Source organism: Cupriavidus sp. KK10, from assembly GCF_018223725.1.
GTDB lineage: Bacteria > Pseudomonadota > Gammaproteobacteria > Burkholderiales > Burkholderiaceae > Cupriavidus > Cupriavidus necator.
On sequence record NZ_CP073677.1, the window covers coordinates 1325479 to 1343537 of the forward strand.

The following is an 18059-nucleotide window of genomic DNA, read 5'->3' on the forward strand; positions in this document are numbered from 1 at the left end:
TACCGCTTGCATGCGCACAGGCGGCTCGTTTCTACGATAGAAGCAAAATCGGGGGAAATCCTCATGCCGATCCATTTTCCTGGCATAACCCTTGCCGGCTGGCCTGCCGGACGGCGACCGGAATTCGGTTGAATTTCAATGTGTTCCGTACTACCTTCGTAGCGCGTATGGAGCAATATCCGCTCCGTATGTCGTCTGGCAATGGCACGCGGCAGGAGAACTTCCTCCGGCCCGGTGCGCTGCCCCGGTACGCCTCGGATGGCTCCGTCACCAGTTGCGAGGAGGGAACATGGCCTTTCTGGTCAGGCGGCTGCTTCAGTCCGGCTGTGCGTGGCTGTTTGTCGCGCTGGCGGCAGCAGCGGGCGGCGCCGCTGCCCAAGACGCACCGAAGCCGCCACCCACCTTCAAGGCCGAGGAGCTTGAGGCGCTGGTCGCGCCGATCGCGCTCTATCCCGATTCCGTGTTGTCGCAGGTGCTGATGGCCTCCACCTATCCGCTGGAGATCGTGCACGCGGCGCGCTGGGTCAAGGCCAACCCCAAGGTCAAGGGCGACGCCGCGGTCAAGGCCGTGGCCGACCAGCCCTGGGATGTCAGCGTGAAGTCGCTGGTGGCCTTCCCGCAGGTCCTTGAGCCGATGAACGACAAGCTCGACTGGACCCAGAAGCTGGGCGATGCCTTCCTGGCCCAGGAGAAAGACGTGCTGGCCGCGGTCCAGCGGCTGCGCAACAAGGCCCAGCAATCCGGCAACCTCAAGAGCACCGAACAGCAGAACGTCATTGTCGAGCCCGCGACCACTGCGGCGCTAGGCGTGCAGACCGTGGTGCGCATCGAACCGGCCGACCCGCAGGTCATCTACGTCCCGGCCTACAACCCCACCGTGGTCTACGGTTCCTGGGGTTATCCGTCCTACCCGCCGTACTACTGGCCGCCTTATCCCGCCTATTACCCGGGCGCCGCGCTGGCCACGGGCTTTGCCTGGGGCGTCGGGCTGGCCGCCGCCGGGGCGATCTTCGGCAACTGCAACTGGGGCGGCGGCGACGTGAACGTCAACGTCAACCGGGCCACCAATATCGACCGCAACTTTGACCGCACCAAGGTGCAGAGCGGCGGGCGCTGGCAGCACGACGCCGGTCACCGGCAGGGCGTGGCCTACCGCGACAATGCCACCCGCGAGAAATTCTCCCGCGATGTGCCAGGCGGGGACCGGCGCAATGAGTTCCGGGGTCGCGAGGGTGGCGCCGGCGTGTCCGACCGCGCGGCGCGCGACCGGGCCGGCGGGCAGGACCGGGCGGGTGCCGGAGACCGGGCCGGAGAAAGGGCGGGTGATCGGGCGGGAGACCGCGCCGGAGACCGGGTCGGTGATCGCGCTGGCGAACGGGGCAGTGATCGGGCCGGGGTCTCTGACCGGGCCGATGTATCGGACCGCGCAGGGGCTGCCGACCGGTCACGGGGCGGCGGTGAACGGGCCACCACCGTAGCCGACCGCGGCGGCGGTGGCGGGCGGGACAACGCATTCCAGGGCGTGGGCGGCGGCGCGGCGTCGCAGCGCGACTTTGATCGCGGACGCTCCAGCATGCAGTCGGCCGGAGGCCACGCAGGCGGCGGCTTCAGCGGCGGCGGCGGGGGCCGTGGCGGCGGCGGCTTCAGCGGCGGCGGGGGCCGTGGTGGCGGCGGCGGACGCGGTGGCAGGCGCTAGCGGACCAGGGAGCCTCGATCATGACGTCACCACTAAGCCTTGCCCGATCCCTGCCTGGCCGCCTGGCCTGCGCGCTGGCGTTTGCGCTCGCGCTGACCGTTGCCGGCATGCACGCCGCGCACGCGCAGAAGTCCTTCAAAACCCCCGAGGCCGCCATGAACGCCTTTGGCGAGGCGGTCGCCATCAGCGACGACGATGCCATGAAGGTGCTGCTGGGCGCCAGGATCCACGACCTGATCCCGCCAGTCGGCGCCGACATCCGGTACCGCTTTCTCGAGGCCTGGCGGATCTCGCATGCGGTCCAGCCAGAGGGCAGCCATGCCCGCATCGCCGTAGGCAATGACGGCTGGACCCTGCCAGTGCCACTGGTGAAGACATCGAAGGGCTGGCAGTTCGATACGCGTGCCGGGGTCGACGAGATGCGCATACGCCGCATCGGCCGCAATGAACTCGCGGTGATCCAGGCCATGCTCGCGGTCTATGACGCCCAGCGCGAATACGCCCGGACCGATCATGACGGCGACGGCCTGCTGGCCTACGCAGGCAAGCTTGCGAGTACGCCGGGCAAGCAGGACGGGCTGTACTGGCCGACATCGGAGGGCAAGCCGCCCAGCCCGCTCGGGGCCGCATTCCTGACCGCCGGCAAGCGCAACCCGGGGCAGGGCGGCTACTACGGCTATCACTACAAGCTGCTGACCGCGCAGGGGCCCACCGCACCCGGCGGCGCGTACAACTATGTCGTCAATGGCAAGCTGTTCGGCGGCTTCGCCGTGCTGGCCTGGCCGGTGCGGTATGGCGATACCGGCGTGAAGAGCTTCATGGTCAGCCACGATGGCCAGGTCTATGAACGCGACCTGGGCACCGACAGTGCCGGCAAGGCCGCGGCGATCAAGACCTTCGATCCCGGCCCTGGCTGGAGCAAGGTGACGCCATGAAGCATGGGCTCCGGATCCTGGCGGGCGTTGCCGTGTTCGCCGCAGTGCCGGTGCTGACGGCATGCTATCCCTACCCTTACCCTGCCGAGGTGGTTCCGACCACCTACCCGGGCCTGCAGCCCAGCCGCTACGACCGCGCCTTCGCCGCGGCCGCCGGCGCCATGCGCGACCAGGGCGTGGCGATCAACACGGAGGATGCCGTGGCCGGCACGGTGGAAGGAACCCGCAACAACCTGCCGGTGAGGGCCAGCGTGCGCCGCCAGGCCGACGGCACGGTGCGGGTGCAGTTCGACGGCACCGACCCGTCGGATCCCCGCCTGCTAGAGCGCATCTCGCGCAGCTACGACGCGCGCATGGGCCGCTGAGGCGCGCTGCGCCGCCGTTGCCGCCAACCACTCAAGGCTGCGCGCGCGGAATGACCGGCGCCCCCGGCGCCGGACTGGCCGGGCGCTGCGGATTCACCGACGTGCCAAAGGGGTTGTTGCCCATGCGATGGCTGGTGGCCGCCTCGTTATAGAGGCCGAGCTGGTTCGAGGGCCGCTGCGCGATCGCCTCGGCCGCCAGCGTTGAGCGAGGCGCAACTGAGCCAGTTGACGCCGACCGAGCGCAGCAACCTGCGCTGATGGCGCCCTGACGATCGAGGGAGCGCTTTGGGGCGGCTTGCCTGGGCTCGGCATGAGCCAAGGCAAGCGTCCTCATTTTTTTTATCCGCTCATGGGCCATTGTCGGCCGGCCCAGGTGCCGGCGACAAAGGCCTGGGCTTGGCACGTGGCCAGCCGGCTTGCGTCACGCCACCTTCGCCGCGACCGCCTCCCCGTGGCCGTCCGCCGCTTCGCGCTGGAGCGCTGAAGCGCGCTGCACCAGCTTGCTCAGGCTGGGGTTCATCGGCTTGAGCTCCATGCGCTCGGCTGCGAGCGCGCAGGCCAGGTTGGCGCGTTGGCCTCGCAACGCCGCCTCGATCAGCGTCAGGTTGATGAGATCGCGCTGGGCGTGGCTGCCGCCGAAGCGATGCGCGATCTGGCGTACCGGCAGCAGCAAACCGATGGCGTGGTCGTAGTCTTGCCGCGAGAAAGAGAGCAGGGCTTCGGTCACCGGAAGGCCGACCTCGCGGGTCATCATCGCGTTGGAGCCACTGCCACCTGCCGCCGCGCGCATGCCGGCAAGCAGGCCATCCAGTGCACAGTCGCGCCCGGCGCAAAGATAGGACATGGCGGCGTGGGTATCGTTGAAGGCGTAGTAGCCTTCGGCGCCGCGCGCCTGCCAGGTGTCGGCGACTTCGTTCCAGCGCGCGCCCACGTCGATGCCGCGCAGGTGCAGGCGCCACAGCATGGCGCAGGCATCGATCAGCTCCAGCGCCACCGCGGAGTGGTGCTCGCGGATGTGCGCGTCGTAGATGTCCAGTACCTGCCTGGTATGGCCGAGTTCGAGATGGAACAGCGCCAGGTGCCACCAGTTGTGCACGGCCATCATATTGTCCTGCGACCAGTCGGCAGCACGCCCGCTCAGCCAGTCGATGCCTTCATCCTGGCGGCCCTGCATTTCCATCACGTGGGCGACCGCATGAATAGCCCAGGGATCGCGCGGATTCAGTTCCAGCGCGAAGCGGCCGCGTTCCTCGGCTTGCTCATACAAGTTCGTTTCCTCAAGACCGAACGCATGCATGCCAAGGACATAGCCGAAGCCGGGTACGCGCGTATTCCAGTGCGGCAGCACCTGGGCGATGCGGTCGCGCAGCAGGGTGGACTGCCCGAGCAGGAAGTCGCCGATATGGGCGATCTGCAGCGCTAGGCTGTCACGCGGATAGTCGACCACGATGTCACCGTACAGCTGGATCGAGCGCGCGAAGTGGCCGTCCAGCCAGGCGCGTGCCGCCGCGATATGCCGGCGCTCGCGCTCGTTGGCGCTGGCGGACCGCGCTTCGCCTGCCTCGACGCTCTGCCTGAGCATCGGCTCCACGGCGCCGTCGCCAGCCGTGATCATCATCCCCGCGCGCAAGGCATGGCCCATCACGAAGCCCGGATCGTCGGCCAGGGCATGGTCGATCACCGTGAGCGGGTCGCCGTAGTAGCCATGCAGCAATTCCAGGGCGGCTTCGAAGCGCTCCAGCGAGTTGGTGTTGGTGCTCGAGACCGAAACACCGCGCGAGTCAGTATGTGTCATGACGCAATCCTTCCAGTGTGACCGAGGCAGCCCTTGCCTCGCTCGATGGCAGCCCCTGTTCGTCCGCTATGTCGGAGCCACGCGGCCCGGGGTTGTGGTCATACTAGGCAGCGGGCGTGAACGGGCCCGGCAATCCAGCGTGAAAGAAGCGTGAAAATAGCGGCAGGCCGGGAAGTACCGGCTTCATATCTTTGCGCCGGCGAGGCGCGCGTGATGCTGTGCCGTCGCCTATAAAGGATGGGCTTTCAGGATTCCAAATCATGGCCCGCGCCCGTCTTGACCTGTTCGGCGGCTTCCAGCTGAGTTCCGCAGACGGAACGCCGATTCCGCTGACTGCCCGCAAGGCGCGCGCAGTGCTGGCCTATCTCGCGCTGGCACAAGGGCGCGCCCAGCCGCGCGACAAGCTGGCCGCACTGTGCTGGGCCGAAAGCAATGCCGAGCAGGCGCGCAGCAGCCTGCGCCAGGCGCTCAGTGCGGCGCGGCGCGCGCTGGAAGAGGCTGGCCAGCACGTGGTGCTGGCAGAAGGCGACAGCGTGACGCTCGGCGAAATCGAGGTCGACGTGTGCGAGTTCGAGCAGTTTGCCCGTGAAGCCACGCCCGCGTCGCTGGCGCGCGCCGCGGTGCTGTACCGGGGTGACTTGCTGGAGGGCTTTCATGCCGCCGCGCCGGCGTTCGACCACTGGCTGGCGATCGAACGCGAACGTCTGCGCGGCGTGGTGTTGGCGGTTATGGCCAGGTTGCTGGCGCACCATGAACAGGCCGGCGAGACGGAGCAGGCCATCGCCAGTGCCACCCGCCTGCTTGCGCTCGATCCGCTGCAGGAAAGCGTGCACCGGGCGCTGATCCGGCTGTATGAACGCCAGGGCAGGCAGGCGCTGGCGCTCAAGCAATACCGCTTGTGCCGGGCGGCGCTGCAACGCGAACTCGGGGTATCGCCCGAGCCCGAGACCGAGGCGCTGTACCAGGCAATGCTGCGGGCCCGTCGCGAGCCGGTGGCTGGCATGCCGGCTGGTGACGACGGTGCCGCGGTGCCACCTGCGTCCGCCGTAATCGCTGCCGAGCCGCAGTTGCGCCACGCAGTGGTCCTGATAGCCAGCCTGGACGATAGCAGCGTTGGCCTGGAGCCCGAGCCATTGCACGCTGCCCTTGCGCGCTGGCGCCAGCATGCCAGGGCATTGGCCAGCGCCTGCGGCGGTCATATCACCGATGAAATCGGCACCCGGCTGACCATCGTGTTTGGCGTTCCGGTGGCGCATGGGAACGACGCCGAGCGCGCCCTGCATACCGCCGGGGCGCTGCATGCCGGTCTGGCGCGGCTGGCGGAATCCGCCAACGCCAGGCTGCTGGCGCGCGTAGGCCTGGCCAGCGGCCAGGTGCTGGCCGCCTGCGGCGAAAGCGGCATGACGCTGACCGGCGGGCCGGTTAGCGTGGCCTCGCAGGCGATGGAGCGGGCCGAGCCTGGCGCAACCATGGTGTCGAATCGGGTCTACCAGGCGCTGCCCGGACGCCTGGAAGCGGACTGCGTGGCGCACGCCGTGCTCCCCGGAGCGGCCGAACCGATTCCGCTCTGGCGCGTGCGGCGCTTTCTCGGGGTGGAACAGGCGCCGGCGCAGCACGCCTTCGTCGGGCGGCAAGCGGAGCTGGCCCAGCTCGCCGGCGTTGCCGACAGCTGCCTGCGTTCCGACCATGGCCGGGTCGTGCTGATCCGTGGCGAGGCCGGCATCGGCAAAAGCCGGCTCGCCGACCGCTTCGTCGCGCTGGCGCGCGAGCATGGCCTGGAGGCACACCGGGCGCTGGTGCTCGACTTCGGCGCCGGCAGCGGCGGCGATCCCTTGTGCTTGCTCGCGCGCAGTCTGTTGGGCGTCGCGCCTCGCACGGGCGCGGGTGGCGCCGCCGCCGAAGAAGCGACAGGCGCGGTCATCGCGCAAGCGCTCGCGGCCTGGCAACTCGGCGAGGATGAGCTTGTGTTCGCCCGCGACATGTTCGAGCAGCCCCAGTCCCGGGAGCAGGCCGCCGCACTGGCCGCGATGGACGCCGCCAGCCGGCAACGCGGCGCACAGCGATTGATGGTGACGCTGGCCACCCGCCGCAGTGCGGTGCGCGCGCAATTGATCGTGGTCGACGACGTCCACTGGGCCGAGCGCACGGTGCTCGATTGCCTGGCGCAGCTGGCCGCGGCAACCCGCAGCCATGCGCTGATCCTGGTGCTGACCGTACGTCCCGAGCATGACCCGCTCGATGTGGCCTGGCGGGCGAGCAGCCAGGGGGCATCGCTGACCACCATCGACCTCGGGCCGCTCGACGATGCCGAGGCGCACGAACTGGCAGCCTGCCATCGGCAGGTCGATCCTGCCGTGGCCGCTACCTGCATTCGCCGGGCCGAGGGCAATCCGCTGTTTCTCGACCAGTTGCTGCGCGGCGCGGAGGCGGGCGCGGACGAGTTGCCCGGGACGCTGCAGAGCATTGTGCTGGCGCGGATGGACCGGTTCTCTACCGCCGACCGCCAGGCGCTGCAGGCCGCTGCCGTACTGGGCCAGCGCTTTGGCCCGGCCGCACTGCGGCGTTTGCTCGAGGATCCCGCGTACGCTTGCGAGCGCCTGGTACAAGAGGCCATGGCCCGGCCGGAAGGCGAAGACTATCTGTTCATGCACGCGCTGATCCATGAGGCGGTGTACGCGTCGCTGCTCAAGTCGCGGCGACAGAATCTGCACCGGCGCGCGGCCGCCTGGTATGAAGGCCGGGACCCGGCGCTGATGGCCGAGCACCTGGATGCCGCAGGCGATCCCGGCGCGCCCGAAGCCTATGCCGCCGCGGCGCGGCATGAGGCGGCGCACTTCCGCGGCGAGCGCGCATTGCGCCTGGTCGAGCGTGCGCAGCGCCTGGATAGCGGCGACGCCTGCAGGCACACGCTTGCCTGCCTGCACGGCGAGCTGGCACTTGACCTTGGCCTGCCGACGCAATCGCTGCAGGCTTTCCGGCAAGCGCAATTGCTGGCGAGCGATGCGGCACAGCGGGCCCGGGTGTGGCTTGGCACGGCGGCCGCCTTGCGCCTGCTCGACCGCTATGACGAAGCCCTGGCGGCGCTGCGCGAGGCGGAGCAGGCCGCTGCCGCGCCGGGCCAGCACGAGCGCCTGGCCGAGATCGAATCACTGCGCGGCAATCTCTATTTCCCGAAGGGCGACATGGAAGAGTGCCTCGCCGCCCACCAGCGCGCCCTCGGCCATGCGAGGGCGGGCGGATCGGTGCTGGGCGAGGCGCGTGCGCTGGGCGGCCTCGGTGATGCGTACTACCAGCAGGGCCGCATGCTGACCGCGCATGCGCATTTTGTCCGCTGCGTCGAGCTGGCGCGGGCACACGGCTTCATCCGCATCGAATGTGCCAACCTGCCGATGGTGGGCGCGGTGGAACTGTTCCGCAACGAACTTGCGGCCGCGCAGGCCAGCTGCGAGGAAGGACTGCGCCTGGCGCGGCGCATCAGCGATGCGCGCAGCGAGATGCTCGCCTACGACGTGATGACATCGACCGCACAGCTCGCCGGCGACTGGCCGCGTGCCGAAGCGCACGCGCGGCTGGCACTGGCACTGACGCGCCGGTTGGAGGCCCGGCGCTTCGAGGCGGAAGCGCTGGCCCGGCTTGGCCTGGCCATCGGCGCGCTCGGCCAGGTGCAGGAGGCGGAGTCCCTGCTCGACGAGGCACTGCAGCTGAGCCACGCCAGCGGCGTGCGGTATTCAGGGCCAACCGTGCTCGCGTTCCTCGCGCGCACCACGCGCGATCCGGACAAGCAGCTCGACGCCCTGCGCCAGGGCGAGGCCATGCTGGCCCAGGGCTGCGTGAGCCATTGCCACGTCGATCTGCTCGAAGCTGCGATCGACGTTTCACTGGCGGCGCGCCGGTGGCAGGAAGCCGAACGCTACCTGGCAGCGCTGCAGGATTACATGCGGCCTGAGCCGTGCCCCTGGGGAGACTTCCTGATCCGCAGGGGTCGCGCCTTGATCTGCGCCGGACGGGAAGAGGGTGGTGCGAGCACGCCGCCGCTTTGGGCCCGGCTACGGCTGCTCAGGGACGAGGCACACGCGGCCGGTCTGAATGAATCCCTGGGTGCCATCGATGCGGCACTGGAGCGGCTGACAGCGACATCGCGTATCGGGCAGGACGCATCTGGCCTGTCCTGATCGAAAGGGCTCACCGTCACCCCACGCAGCGTTCAAGGAGCGCCTGGCCGCTGGTCACGGGCGCGGTACAGGTGCGATGTCGGCACACGTAGGCTGCCGGCCGGCCGTCGACCGGGAGCCGCCCCTGGCCGACGGGAACGTCTTCGGCGAATGCCAGCACGCGTGCCGGAAGATAGGTGCGGTGAACGCTTTCCACCAAGGCGGCGGCCGCCGCCTTGTCGCCGGCAAGAATGATCCCGAACGCGCCGCGCTGCGCGAAGTCCGCGGCGGCCAGGAGGTGCACGAAGCCGGCCGGGGCCGCGGTGGCGGCAGCACGGTAACGCTGGAATTCGTGCTCGGCGAGGTCACGATAGCGATCCTCGCCGGTGAGTTCATGCAAGCGCAGGAAGGCGAACACGCTGGCTGAAATGCCAGACGGCCAGGCGCCGTCGTACGGAGCGCGGGGCCTGTGTATCAATGGCTCGCCATCATTGGGCGTGAAATACAGCCCGTCGCCCCGGAACCTGTCGATGATGAGCGTCACGAGTTCGGCGGCGCGATCGAGGTATCTCCTGTCGAAGCAGGATTCGTAGAGGTCGATCAGCGCGTTGGCCAGGAAGGCATAGTCTTCCAGGAACCCTGGCACCTTGACTGTGCCGTTCTTCCAGTACCGATACACACCGCCGTCCGGCATGGTGAGCTTGTCCTGGACAAAGCTGGCGGCACGCCTTGCGGCGGCGAGGTGTGCGGGGTTGCCCGTTGCCTGGTAAGCCGCGCAGAGTCCCTGGATCATGAGACCGTTCCACCCGGCGAGAATGTTGTCGTCGCGGCCGGGGCGCACGCGCCGGGCGCGTGCTGCCAACAGCCGCTCGCGCCAGCCTTCCAGCCGTGCCTCCTCCAGAGGAGTCAGCGTGACGGCACGGTGGAGCACCGATCTGCCGGGCTCAAAGTTCCCGCCTTCGGTCACGCCGTAGGCGCGACACGCCAGGGCCCCCTCTGATTCGCCCAGGACTGCCTTTACCTCGGCCGCTGTCCAGACATAAAAGCGGCCTTCCTCGCCTTCGCTGTCGGCATCTTCGCCGGCATGGAAGCCGCCGTCGGGGTGCGTCATGTCTCGCAGAATGTACGCGATCGTTCCCTCGAATACGCGGCGCCAGGCTTGCTTTCCGGTCAGGCGATAGGCGTTGGCGTAGAGTGTGACGAGCTGGCCGTTATCGTAAAGCATCTTTTCGAAGTGGGGCACGGCCCAGCGTTCGTCGACACTGTAGCGGGAAAACCCACCGCCGAGCTGATCATGGATGCCGCCGGCCGCCATGCCGTCGAGCGTGCGCTCCAGCGCATCAAGCAGCGCGGGTTCATGCGTTCGCTGACAGATGCGCAGCACGAGGTCGTACGCGCTTGCGTTGGGAAACTTGGGCGCTCCGCCCAGGCCGCCATGGGTCGGGTCCGTATTGCGCGCGAGGGCGAGGGCTGTCTGCGCGGGCAGGTCCTGGACTTCCGCGGCCTGTTCCGCGTCTTCACGGCTCAGGACCCCTTCGTCCAGGTGCCGGAACCCCCGCTGAAACTGCTCGATGGTGTCGCGCAGTTCCTGGCGGCGATGCCTCCAGGCTTCGCTCAGGCTCAGCAGCACGCGCGGGAGCCCAGGGCGGCCGTAGCGGTCATCCGGCGGAAAGTAGGTGCCACCGTAGAAAGGCTCTCCTTGCGGCGTCAGGAATACCGTCAGCGGCCAGCCGCCGCCCTGTCCCATCAACTGGGGGACTTTCTGGTAAATGTCGTCGAGGTCGGGACGCTCCTGCCGGTCGACCTTGATGCTGATGAACCGCTCGTTCATCAGGGCGGCGATCCGGGGATTCTCGAACGATTCGTGCGCCATCACGTGGCACCAATGGCAGGTCGCGTAGCCGACCGAAAGCAGGACCGGCTTGTCGTCGTCGCGCGCACGGCGAAACGCCTCTTCGCACCAGGGATACCAGTCGACCGGATTATCCGCGTGTTGCCGGAGGTAAGGCGAGGTTTCTGTGGCGAGCCGGTTTGTCATCCTGGTCTCCAGCCTGGGCCGGTGGGACAACTGTGGCGCAGAACAGGGCGCCCGGCAAGCGCGTGGCGGGTTTCCGGCATCAGGCCACCCCAACCCCTGGTGACCAGTACTGGTATCGCCAGGTAAAGCCATCGCGCGGTGGCGTGGTGCCGGGGGGTGCCCCACCGCCACGATAGGCGAAGGTGTACAGCACCAGCGCCGTGCGCCGCGAAGAGTACCGGTCCCGCAGGGGCATAGCCTCCCTTGCGGGCCACCAGCGCGGTGCAAGCAGCGCGCCGCTGACATAGGCCAGGCCGCAGTGCCCCCAGCCGGCTGCAGACAGCTGCCACAGCCAGCGGTAGCCGGCGTTCGGAGGGCGTGAGCGAGCGCGCATGCGACTCCTTGTTTCAGTTCGGATCCGCTACCGCTCTGATCCGATCCGTCCAGTTTTGCATTGCCGGACGGTTTGCCGACCAGGGACTGCGATCGGTTAAGGCGACTGTGGCAAAAAAAACTGCCCGGGGCAATGCAAGTTACAGTGCCTGCCGGCATGTCACCAGCGAGGCCCGCGAGGCGAGTGGTCAACGTCGCCCTGATACGCCACAAATAAAAGGAGCCACAAATAAAAAGAGCACCTTCTACAGGTGCTCAGTGCTTCCAACAATCGGGTGCGTCCGAACCGGGTCAGCAACTTATGATCCGGTCCGGACCTGCAGGCATATGTGGCCTGCACGATCACGCTTCATCTGGCAGATCATCCAGGAAACATGATCGTTTCGCTGACCTACCTTCACTTTACTCAAGCGTGTCTCAGTCAGCACTTTAAGTATAGGGCAGCCGACGGTCAGGTCAACCTGAATCTGGCTGTGCCGCCGCGCGAGCAGCCTGGTCCAGCGAGCTGCGCTACAGGGCCGCGATGAACTTGTCCCACGGCGTCGCTTGCAGCGTCTCGGTCGCGGCGTGTCCGTAGCCCCGGATGATCAACGCCGCCCGCTCGAGTTGCTTCAGGTCGTCCGTCTCGACAATGTCCACGACGTCAAAGCGCCCGAGTGTCAGATAGCTGTCCTTCCAGGTGACTGCAGGGCATTCGGCCTTGATTTTCTCGGCCACCGTGGCGGCGAGTTTCTTCATGTCCCTGGGGTCCGTGAACGCGTCAGGAGCGAGACGGCTGAGGATGACGTATGTAGTCATGGCATACCTCCGTGCAAGAAATTGCTCCGCAAATCGGCACGGCAGTCATGCGGGAACAACCGGCCGCAGGTCTTTCAGTCTATGTCATCGGCGCCCCCCTGCTGCGACCTGTCCCCAGGGCCCCGTGGGCCGGGCCATCAACGAACTCCCTGCGGCCATGGCTTTGATCAGCCATGCGCCTGCGAATGCAGTTCCACCACGTCTCGATCGGCTACCGGATGATCGGCGCCCACCTGCTGGCCGCTGAACTTGCCACTCCCCCAAATGCGGGCGAACTTGAACGTACGCGCGAGATCAGGGTGCACCTGCAGGGCGACATCCAGCACGGTGTCGCCGCGGCGCATCGTAAAAGGCCGACGCTGGTCGACGGGTTTCCCGGGTGCCTTGGTGTAGACACGCACGATGCCCAGAGCCCTGAAAAGGAACGGACCGACCTCGGCCAGTCCGCGCCCGCCGGTTGCCGAGGTTGCGAGCGCCGGAAAATGTACACCGAGCAGGTCTTCGAGCACGGCCGCGTCTTCCGGCTTGGCGAGATCAGTCTTGTTGGCCAGCAGCAGCGCAGGGAGGTGAACACTGAACGGGTCAGCCGCCGCTTCCGCCGTCGCCCCAGGGCTGTCAGCCTGACCCGGCCAGCGCTCCGACAGGATGATCTTTGCCTCGGCGAGGCGCCGCAGAATCAGCGCCAACTGTTCTGTACAGTCTGGCGCGCTCAGATCGACCACGAGCAGTACGCCGTCTGCCGCCCGCAATATGTCGGTGAGCCCGGGTTGCATGAATTCGACTGATACAGGTGGCAGATCCACCAGCTGAAAAGCAATGTCGTCGAACGGCAACATGGCGGGAATCGGAAACTGCGTAGGGTGGGGGTAGGGCCCGACCTCGTTGCCCGATCCTGTCAGCCTTGCGTGCAGGCTGGATTTTCCCGCGCCGGGCGGGCCGATCAGACAGAGCTGCGCCGCGCCTTCTGGATGCACCGCATGTGCCGGCCCTCTGTGAGCGGCCTTCCCGTGGCCCGCGGATGCCTGGGTGAGTTCCCTGATCCGCGACTTGATATCGGCCTGCAGACGCTCCGTCCCCTTGTGTTTCGGGATGACACGGAGCATCTCCTTCAGGCATTCGAGCTGCTCGCGCGGCTGGCGTGCCAGCCGATAGGCTTGTTCGGCCTGCTTGTACTCTGGAGTGAGGTTTGCTGGCATGGGCTGTCGCCAGAGCTTCAGCGTCCGGAAGCCGAAAGAGCGATCCAATCGCCAAAGGGCAGTTTCATTCTAGTCTGCCGTCCGTGCTGCTAATGGCAAGCGGGGCCGGCAGCGGCGCCGTACCCGGTCTCCAGCCCGACCATTCGCTCAGCGCGCAAGGCTGCCCGCCGGCCCCGCACGGTGTTGACGCCGCACAGCAGGCCCAGCCCGACCACGAAGTAGCTGCCGGTGACCAGCAGCGCCTGCCGGTGATCGCCGCCCGTCAGCCAGCTTGCCATGCCATAGGTCAGTGGCCCGGCGATCGAGGCCAGCTTGACCGCCAGGCCCCAGAGCCCGAAGAACTCGGCCGCGCGCGAGGGCGGAGCCAGCAGCCCCACCATGGCCCGTCCGGCGGACTGGGCGGCGCCCAGGCACAGGCCGGCCACATTGGCGGCCAGCCAGAACAGCGGCGCTTCGCGCGCGGCGCGCGCCAGCATGATGGTCAGGATCCAGCCCAGCAGCGTCAGGGCAATGGCGCGCACGTGGCCGATGCGGTCCTGCACATGGCCGAACAGGAAGGCGCCGGCCGCTGCCGTCAGATTGACCACCAGCACCAGGGTCAGGGTCTGCCGCATGGTGAAGCCCATGGCCTGGTTGGCGTAGATGGCGGTCAGCGTGATCACCGCCTGGATGCCGGCCTGGTAGAACAGGGTGCACAGCAGGAAGCGGCGCAGGTCCTTGAACTGGCGCAGCTGGCCCAGGCGTTGCCATACCCTGGCCCAGGCCGTGCCGATGGCCCGTTCGCCAGCCGGCGCGGCCGCGGCGACCTGTGGCGCGCCGCGGTCGCGCAGCAGCAGGAAGGTCGGCAGGCTCGCCACGGCAAAGATGGCTGCCGTGATCAGCATGGTGACGGGAACGAACTGGCTGGCGACCTGGCCGCGCGCGCTGGCCCAGTTGACATAGAGCAGGCAGGCGCCCAGCGTGGACAGGCCACCGATATAGCCAAGGCTCCAGCCCCAGCCCGATACCCTGCCCAGGGCGCGGGTGGTGGAGAGCGATGGCAGGAAGGCGGCGATCAGGTTTTCGCCGCTGCCGAAGAAGAAGTTGGACAGGACCACGCACAGGATGGGGCGATGCCAAGGGTGCCGGGCTGCGCAAAATAGAGCAGTGCGGTGAACACCACGCAACCCGCCGTCGTCACCGCAAGCAGTGGCTTCTTGGCTGCGCGCAGGTCGGCGTAGGCGCCGACCAGCGGCGCGCTGAGCACCACCAGCGCATAGGAGAGGGAAAGCGCCGCGGTCCACGCCAGCGTGGCCCAGGGCGCGTTGCCGGCCACCACGGCGACGAAGTAGGCATTGAACAGCGCGGTGATGACCACCGTGGTGTAGCCCGAATTGGCAAAGTCGTACATGGCCCATGCCCACACTTCGCGCGGCCGTACGTCGACGCCCAGGGCAGAGGGCACGCGGGGCTCGCGAGCGTGGCCACCCGCTTGGGGCACGGTCATGTTCCTTCCTCCACGATGCGGCGCCGCTTCAGCCGAAGCAGGACGCCATAGACGGCCAGCGCTGCGAACACGTGCTTGAGCGTGTGCCCGCTGACCAGCCCGGTGAGCGCGGCGATCTGGTGATCCAGCACATCGCAAGCCAGGGCCAGCACATAGCAGCCGGTGATGGCCAGCACATCCCAGTCGCCAGTGTAGCGCGGCGCATAGAGGCAGAGCAGCAGCGGCACCACCAGCATGGCCCACGCCTGAACCAGGAGATAAGGGCGCAGGTCTCCGATGCCTCGGGCTTCGCTCCATGCCCAGTAGCCGACGCTGGCCGGCCCCGCGATCAGCAGCAGCGGCAGCAGCCGCAAGCCGGCCTTCAGGCTGACCCGCTCGCACAGGTTGGCGCCCAGCCAGGACATCAGCGCGAGCGCCAGCGGGGCCCTGTCCCACACCAGCCGCTGGTTGTCCGGTGCAAGGTGGTAATAGGCGGAGCCCAGGCCAACCAGGAAGACGGCAAAGAAAAGCAGCCGGTAAGGCCAGGCCTCGGCCGGCGCGATGAAGGCGCGGCTGGCAGCCGTGGTGCCCAGATAGCGCAGGCCGGCCGCGCCCGCGAGCAGGAACAGCAGATTGGAGCCGATGTCGAGGCAGTGGGGCGTGCCGAAGCAGACATAAGGGTCGGCATAACGATGGTATTGCGGAGGCTGCGCGATGCGCGGCAGCAGCCAGGCCGCGGTGGCCATGGCCGTCACCAGCAGCCAGACTGCTGCTGCCCTGGCGGCAGGGCGGGCTTGTCGGCAGGCGCGCATGATGGCCTCCTTCCGCTTGTGGACGGCCTTGTGATAGCCGCGTACTACCAAGTTTCGACAATTGTCTGTTGCTTGGCCAATGCTTTGGCTGTGATGCCGCATTGTTCCGGCATTGGAACACTGTGTTCGCTTCCGGCAGGCTTCCGCAAATTTGAAGGGCTGCTATCTTCGAGCGCCGTGATCAAAATAAAGTGGCAGCGCCGCGATACACCTCGACGCTGCCCGAAACCCACGGATGTCAGTGAAGAACGCAACCCCATCAACCCGGCTGGCGCACCTTGCGACCGCCGTTTCCTTTGCTGTCTGCCTGTGCGTGCTGCCGGCCGCCGCCGGCGCGGCAACCTTCTCGATGCAGGGCGGCTATGGCCGCGACAACGGCCACGGCGTTGAGAAATACGAAGTGGCCGCGCGCTGGGACGATATCGTGCAGTGGCAGCTGTCCAGCCGCTTGGTACTGTCCCTGGACGGCGAGGTCAATCTCGCGAACTGGCGGGCGCTGTCGTCCCAGCCGTCGAGCCAATTGACCAGGTGCGCGGCAAGCCTCGGCCTTTAGGCCGGAGAAGGATAGCGCGGACGCCGTCGGCGTCCTTTCGGGGGCTAATGCGGCGTCTGTTGTTGCTCAATGTATTGGCGGATGATCTCGATGGGCGCACCGCCGCAGTTCCCTGCGAAGTAAGACGGCGACCACAGCGCACCGCCCCATAGCTTCTTGCTGATGCTCGGGTAGTTCTTCTTTCGGATCATACGGCTGGATACCCCTTTCAAGCTGTTTACCAGTGCGGACACCGCGACCTTTGGCGGGTAGTTCACAAGAAGGTGAACGTGATCGTCCTCCCCATCGAACTCCACCAGTTCAGCTTCGAAATCTGCGCAAACGCCGGTAAATATGTCGCGCAGGTCCTCTGCCGAATGTCATTGTCGTCGCTCATAGGCCAAGAGTATGATTGGGCCATGCAGCGTCTTCAAGCCTTCAAATACGAATTGATGCCGAACGGCGAGCAGCAGCGCAACATGCGCCGTTATGCCGGATCGTGCCGGTTCGTCTATAACAAGGCGCTGGCGTTGCAGAAACAGCGTTACGATCAAGGCGAAAAGAAGCTCAGCTATGCCGGTCTGTGTAAGCAACTCACGGAGTGGCGCAACAGCACGGAAACAGCATGGCTGGCCGATGCACCAGTCCATCCTCTTCAACAGACGCTCAAGGACTTGGAGCGGGCCTACACAAATTTCTTCGCAAAACGGGCCGACTTCCCGCGTTTCAAGAAGAAGGGTCTGGGCGACAGTTTCCGCTATCCCGACCAGAAGCAAATCAAGCTTGATCAGACCAACTCGCGTATCTTTTTGCCCAAGCTGGGCTGGCTGCGATACAGGAACAGCCGCGACGTACTCGGTGAGGTACGCAATGCCTGCGTCAGTCTTTCGGGCGGCAAGTGGTTTGTTTCGATCCAGACTGAGCGGAAGGTCGAGCGACCTGTGCCGAAAGCCACCAGCGCCATCGGCATCGACATGGGCATCGCTCGCTTTGCCACCATGAGCGATGGCACTTTCCTCGCGCCGCTCAACAGCTTTAGGAAGCACGAAGCCAGACTGCGCCGTGCGCAGCGGGCGATGAGCCGCAAGACGAAATTCAGCAACAACTGGAAGAAGTCCAAGGCCCGAATCCAGCGTATCCACGCACGCATCGGTAACGCCCGCCTCGACTACCTGCACAAAGCCACGACCACGATCAGCGAAAATCAAGCGATGGTGTGTATCGAGGACCTGAAGGTACGGAACATGTCCAAGTCAGCGGCCGGTTCAAGCGGGCAACCGGGCAAGAACGTCAGGGCCAAGTCCGGCCTGAACAAGGCCATCCTCGATCAGGGTTGGTACGAGTTCGGGCGTCAACTGGAATACAAGCTAGCGTGGAATGGCGGCTGGCTAATAGCTGTGCCGCCACAGCACACCAGTCGCACGTGCCCTTGCTGCGGGCATGTATCTGCCGAGAACCGGCAGAGCCAGGCGAGCTTCGCCTGTGTGGCATGCGGCTATGCGAATCACGCCGACGTGGTCGGCGCGATCAACATTTTGGCGCGGGGGCACCGCGTTGCAGCCTGTGGAGAGTCGGCGTAGTCAAGCCGCTCTACGAAGCAGGAACCCACCGAAGTGACTACGTAGAGCATCACGTAGCGCCGTAGGAATCCTCGTCCTTTCCGCCGTAAGGCGGCAGCCGAAGGCTGAGGACCGGGAGGATGTCAAATACTCGATCGATCCGTCGATGACCCCATACAGCGTCACGCCGGACTGTGCATTGGCGCTGCCTGCGGCCGCGCCAAGTACAGCCAGCGTGATAAGCGATTTCTTCATGCTAAGTCGTCTCCTGTCGGTTTTTATGGAAGGCGCTGGCCGGTTGCTACGCCCGGCTCTGTTCCATTAGACCTTTGTGCGTGGTGTCAG

At 66.7% G+C, this 18059-nt stretch carries 13 protein-coding genes and 2 pseudogenes; 6 read left to right on the forward strand and 9 right to left on the reverse strand.

Going from position 1 to position 18059, the window contains the following annotated elements:
• Window positions 1-289 precede the first annotated feature (289 nt).
• Genes KB879_RS06565 through KB879_RS06575 form a run of 3 tightly spaced genes read left to right on the forward strand, consistent with a single transcriptional unit; the run spans window position 290 to window position 2996 of the window.
• The gene (locus KB879_RS06565; RefSeq protein ID WP_153954354.1) at window positions 290-1696 is read left to right on the forward strand and encodes a DUF3300 domain-containing protein; all 1407 of its coding nucleotides are present in this window, start codon (window positions 290-292) and stop codon (window positions 1694-1696) included.
• 20 nt (window positions 1697-1716) lie between these two features.
• Window positions 1717-2631 carry a DUF2950 domain-containing protein gene (locus KB879_RS06570; protein WP_153954353.1) on the forward strand — a complete coding sequence of 305 codons (915 nt, stop codon included), beginning with the start codon at window positions 1717-1719 and terminating at the stop codon, window positions 2629-2631.
• The gene (locus KB879_RS06575) at window positions 2628-2996 is read left to right on the forward strand and encodes a hypothetical protein (protein WP_013956264.1); all 369 of its coding nucleotides are present in this window, start codon (window positions 2628-2630) and stop codon (window positions 2994-2996) included. Before KB879_RS06570 ends, KB879_RS06575 begins: the two co-directional genes overlap by 4 nt.
• Window positions 2997-3417: 421 nt before the next feature.
• Here the strand turns inward: KB879_RS06575 and KB879_RS06580 are convergent, their stop codons facing one another.
• Window positions 3418-4791 carry a tetratricopeptide repeat protein gene (locus KB879_RS06580; protein WP_211980952.1) on the reverse strand — a complete coding sequence of 458 codons (1374 nt, stop codon included), beginning with the start codon at window positions 4789-4791 and terminating at the stop codon, window positions 3418-3420.
• A 260-nt stretch (window positions 4792-5051) separates the two neighbouring features.
• On the opposite strand from KB879_RS06580, the gene KB879_RS06585 reads away from it, so the two are divergent.
• The gene (locus KB879_RS06585; protein WP_211980953.1) at window positions 5052-8963 is read left to right on the forward strand and encodes a BTAD domain-containing putative transcriptional regulator; all 3912 of its coding nucleotides are present in this window, start codon (window positions 5052-5054) and stop codon (window positions 8961-8963) included.
• A 16-nt stretch (window positions 8964-8979) separates the two neighbouring features.
• Here the strand turns inward: KB879_RS06585 and KB879_RS06590 are convergent, their stop codons facing one another.
• From KB879_RS06590 to KB879_RS06615, 6 genes and pseudogenes are all read right to left on the reverse strand, one after another.
• On the reverse strand, window positions 8980-10980 hold the full coding sequence (locus tag KB879_RS06590; protein ID WP_211980954.1) for a thioredoxin domain-containing protein: 2001 nt from the start codon (window positions 10978-10980) through the stop codon (window positions 8980-8982).
• A 79-nt stretch (window positions 10981-11059) separates the two neighbouring features.
• Window positions 11060-11353, reverse strand: a complete 294-nt coding sequence (locus tag KB879_RS06595; protein ID WP_013956268.1) for a hypothetical protein — start codon at window positions 11351-11353, stop codon at window positions 11060-11062.
• Window positions 11354-11862: 509 nt separating this feature from the next.
• On the reverse strand, window positions 11863-12150 hold the full coding sequence (locus KB879_RS06600) for a GYD domain-containing protein (RefSeq protein ID WP_013956269.1): 288 nt from the start codon (window positions 12148-12150) through the stop codon (window positions 11863-11865).
• Window positions 12151-12317: 167 nt separating this feature from the next.
• Window positions 12318-13346 carry a TGS domain-containing protein gene (locus KB879_RS06605; RefSeq protein ID WP_153954349.1) on the reverse strand — a complete coding sequence of 343 codons (1029 nt, stop codon included), beginning with the start codon at window positions 13344-13346 and terminating at the stop codon, window positions 12318-12320.
• A gap of 89 nt (window positions 13347-13435) precedes the next feature.
• A pseudogene (locus KB879_RS06610) lies at window positions 13436-14832 on the reverse strand (MFS transporter).
• The gene (locus tag KB879_RS06615) at window positions 14829-15623 is read right to left on the reverse strand and encodes a hypothetical protein (protein WP_211980955.1); all 795 of its coding nucleotides are present in this window, start codon (window positions 15621-15623) and stop codon (window positions 14829-14831) included. The pseudogene KB879_RS06610 and the gene KB879_RS06615 overlap by 4 nt, the downstream one beginning before the upstream one ends.
• A gap of 235 nt (window positions 15624-15858) precedes the next feature.
• Between KB879_RS06615 and KB879_RS06620 the strand changes: the two genes are divergently transcribed.
• The gene (locus KB879_RS06620) at window positions 15859-16176 is read left to right on the forward strand and encodes a hypothetical protein (RefSeq protein ID WP_249221259.1); all 318 of its coding nucleotides are present in this window, start codon (window positions 15859-15861) and stop codon (window positions 16174-16176) included.
• 44 nt (window positions 16177-16220) lie between these two features.
• Here the strand turns inward: KB879_RS06620 and tnpA are convergent.
• Window positions 16221-16520: pseudogene (gene tnpA / locus KB879_RS06625) on the reverse strand (IS200/IS605 family transposase); the annotation flags it as partial.
• A gap of 54 nt (window positions 16521-16574) precedes the next feature.
• Between tnpA and KB879_RS06630 the strand changes: the two are divergent.
• Window positions 16575-17735, forward strand: a complete 1161-nt coding sequence (locus KB879_RS06630; RefSeq protein ID WP_049800573.1) for an RNA-guided endonuclease TnpB family protein — start codon at window positions 16575-16577, stop codon at window positions 17733-17735.
• Here the strand turns inward: KB879_RS06630 and KB879_RS40360 are convergent, their stop codons facing one another.
• Window positions 17736-17969, reverse strand: coding sequence for a porin (locus KB879_RS40360; RefSeq protein ID WP_371827393.1), 234 nt, complete (start codon window positions 17967-17969; stop codon window positions 17736-17738).
• Window positions 17970-18059 lie beyond the last annotated feature (90 nt).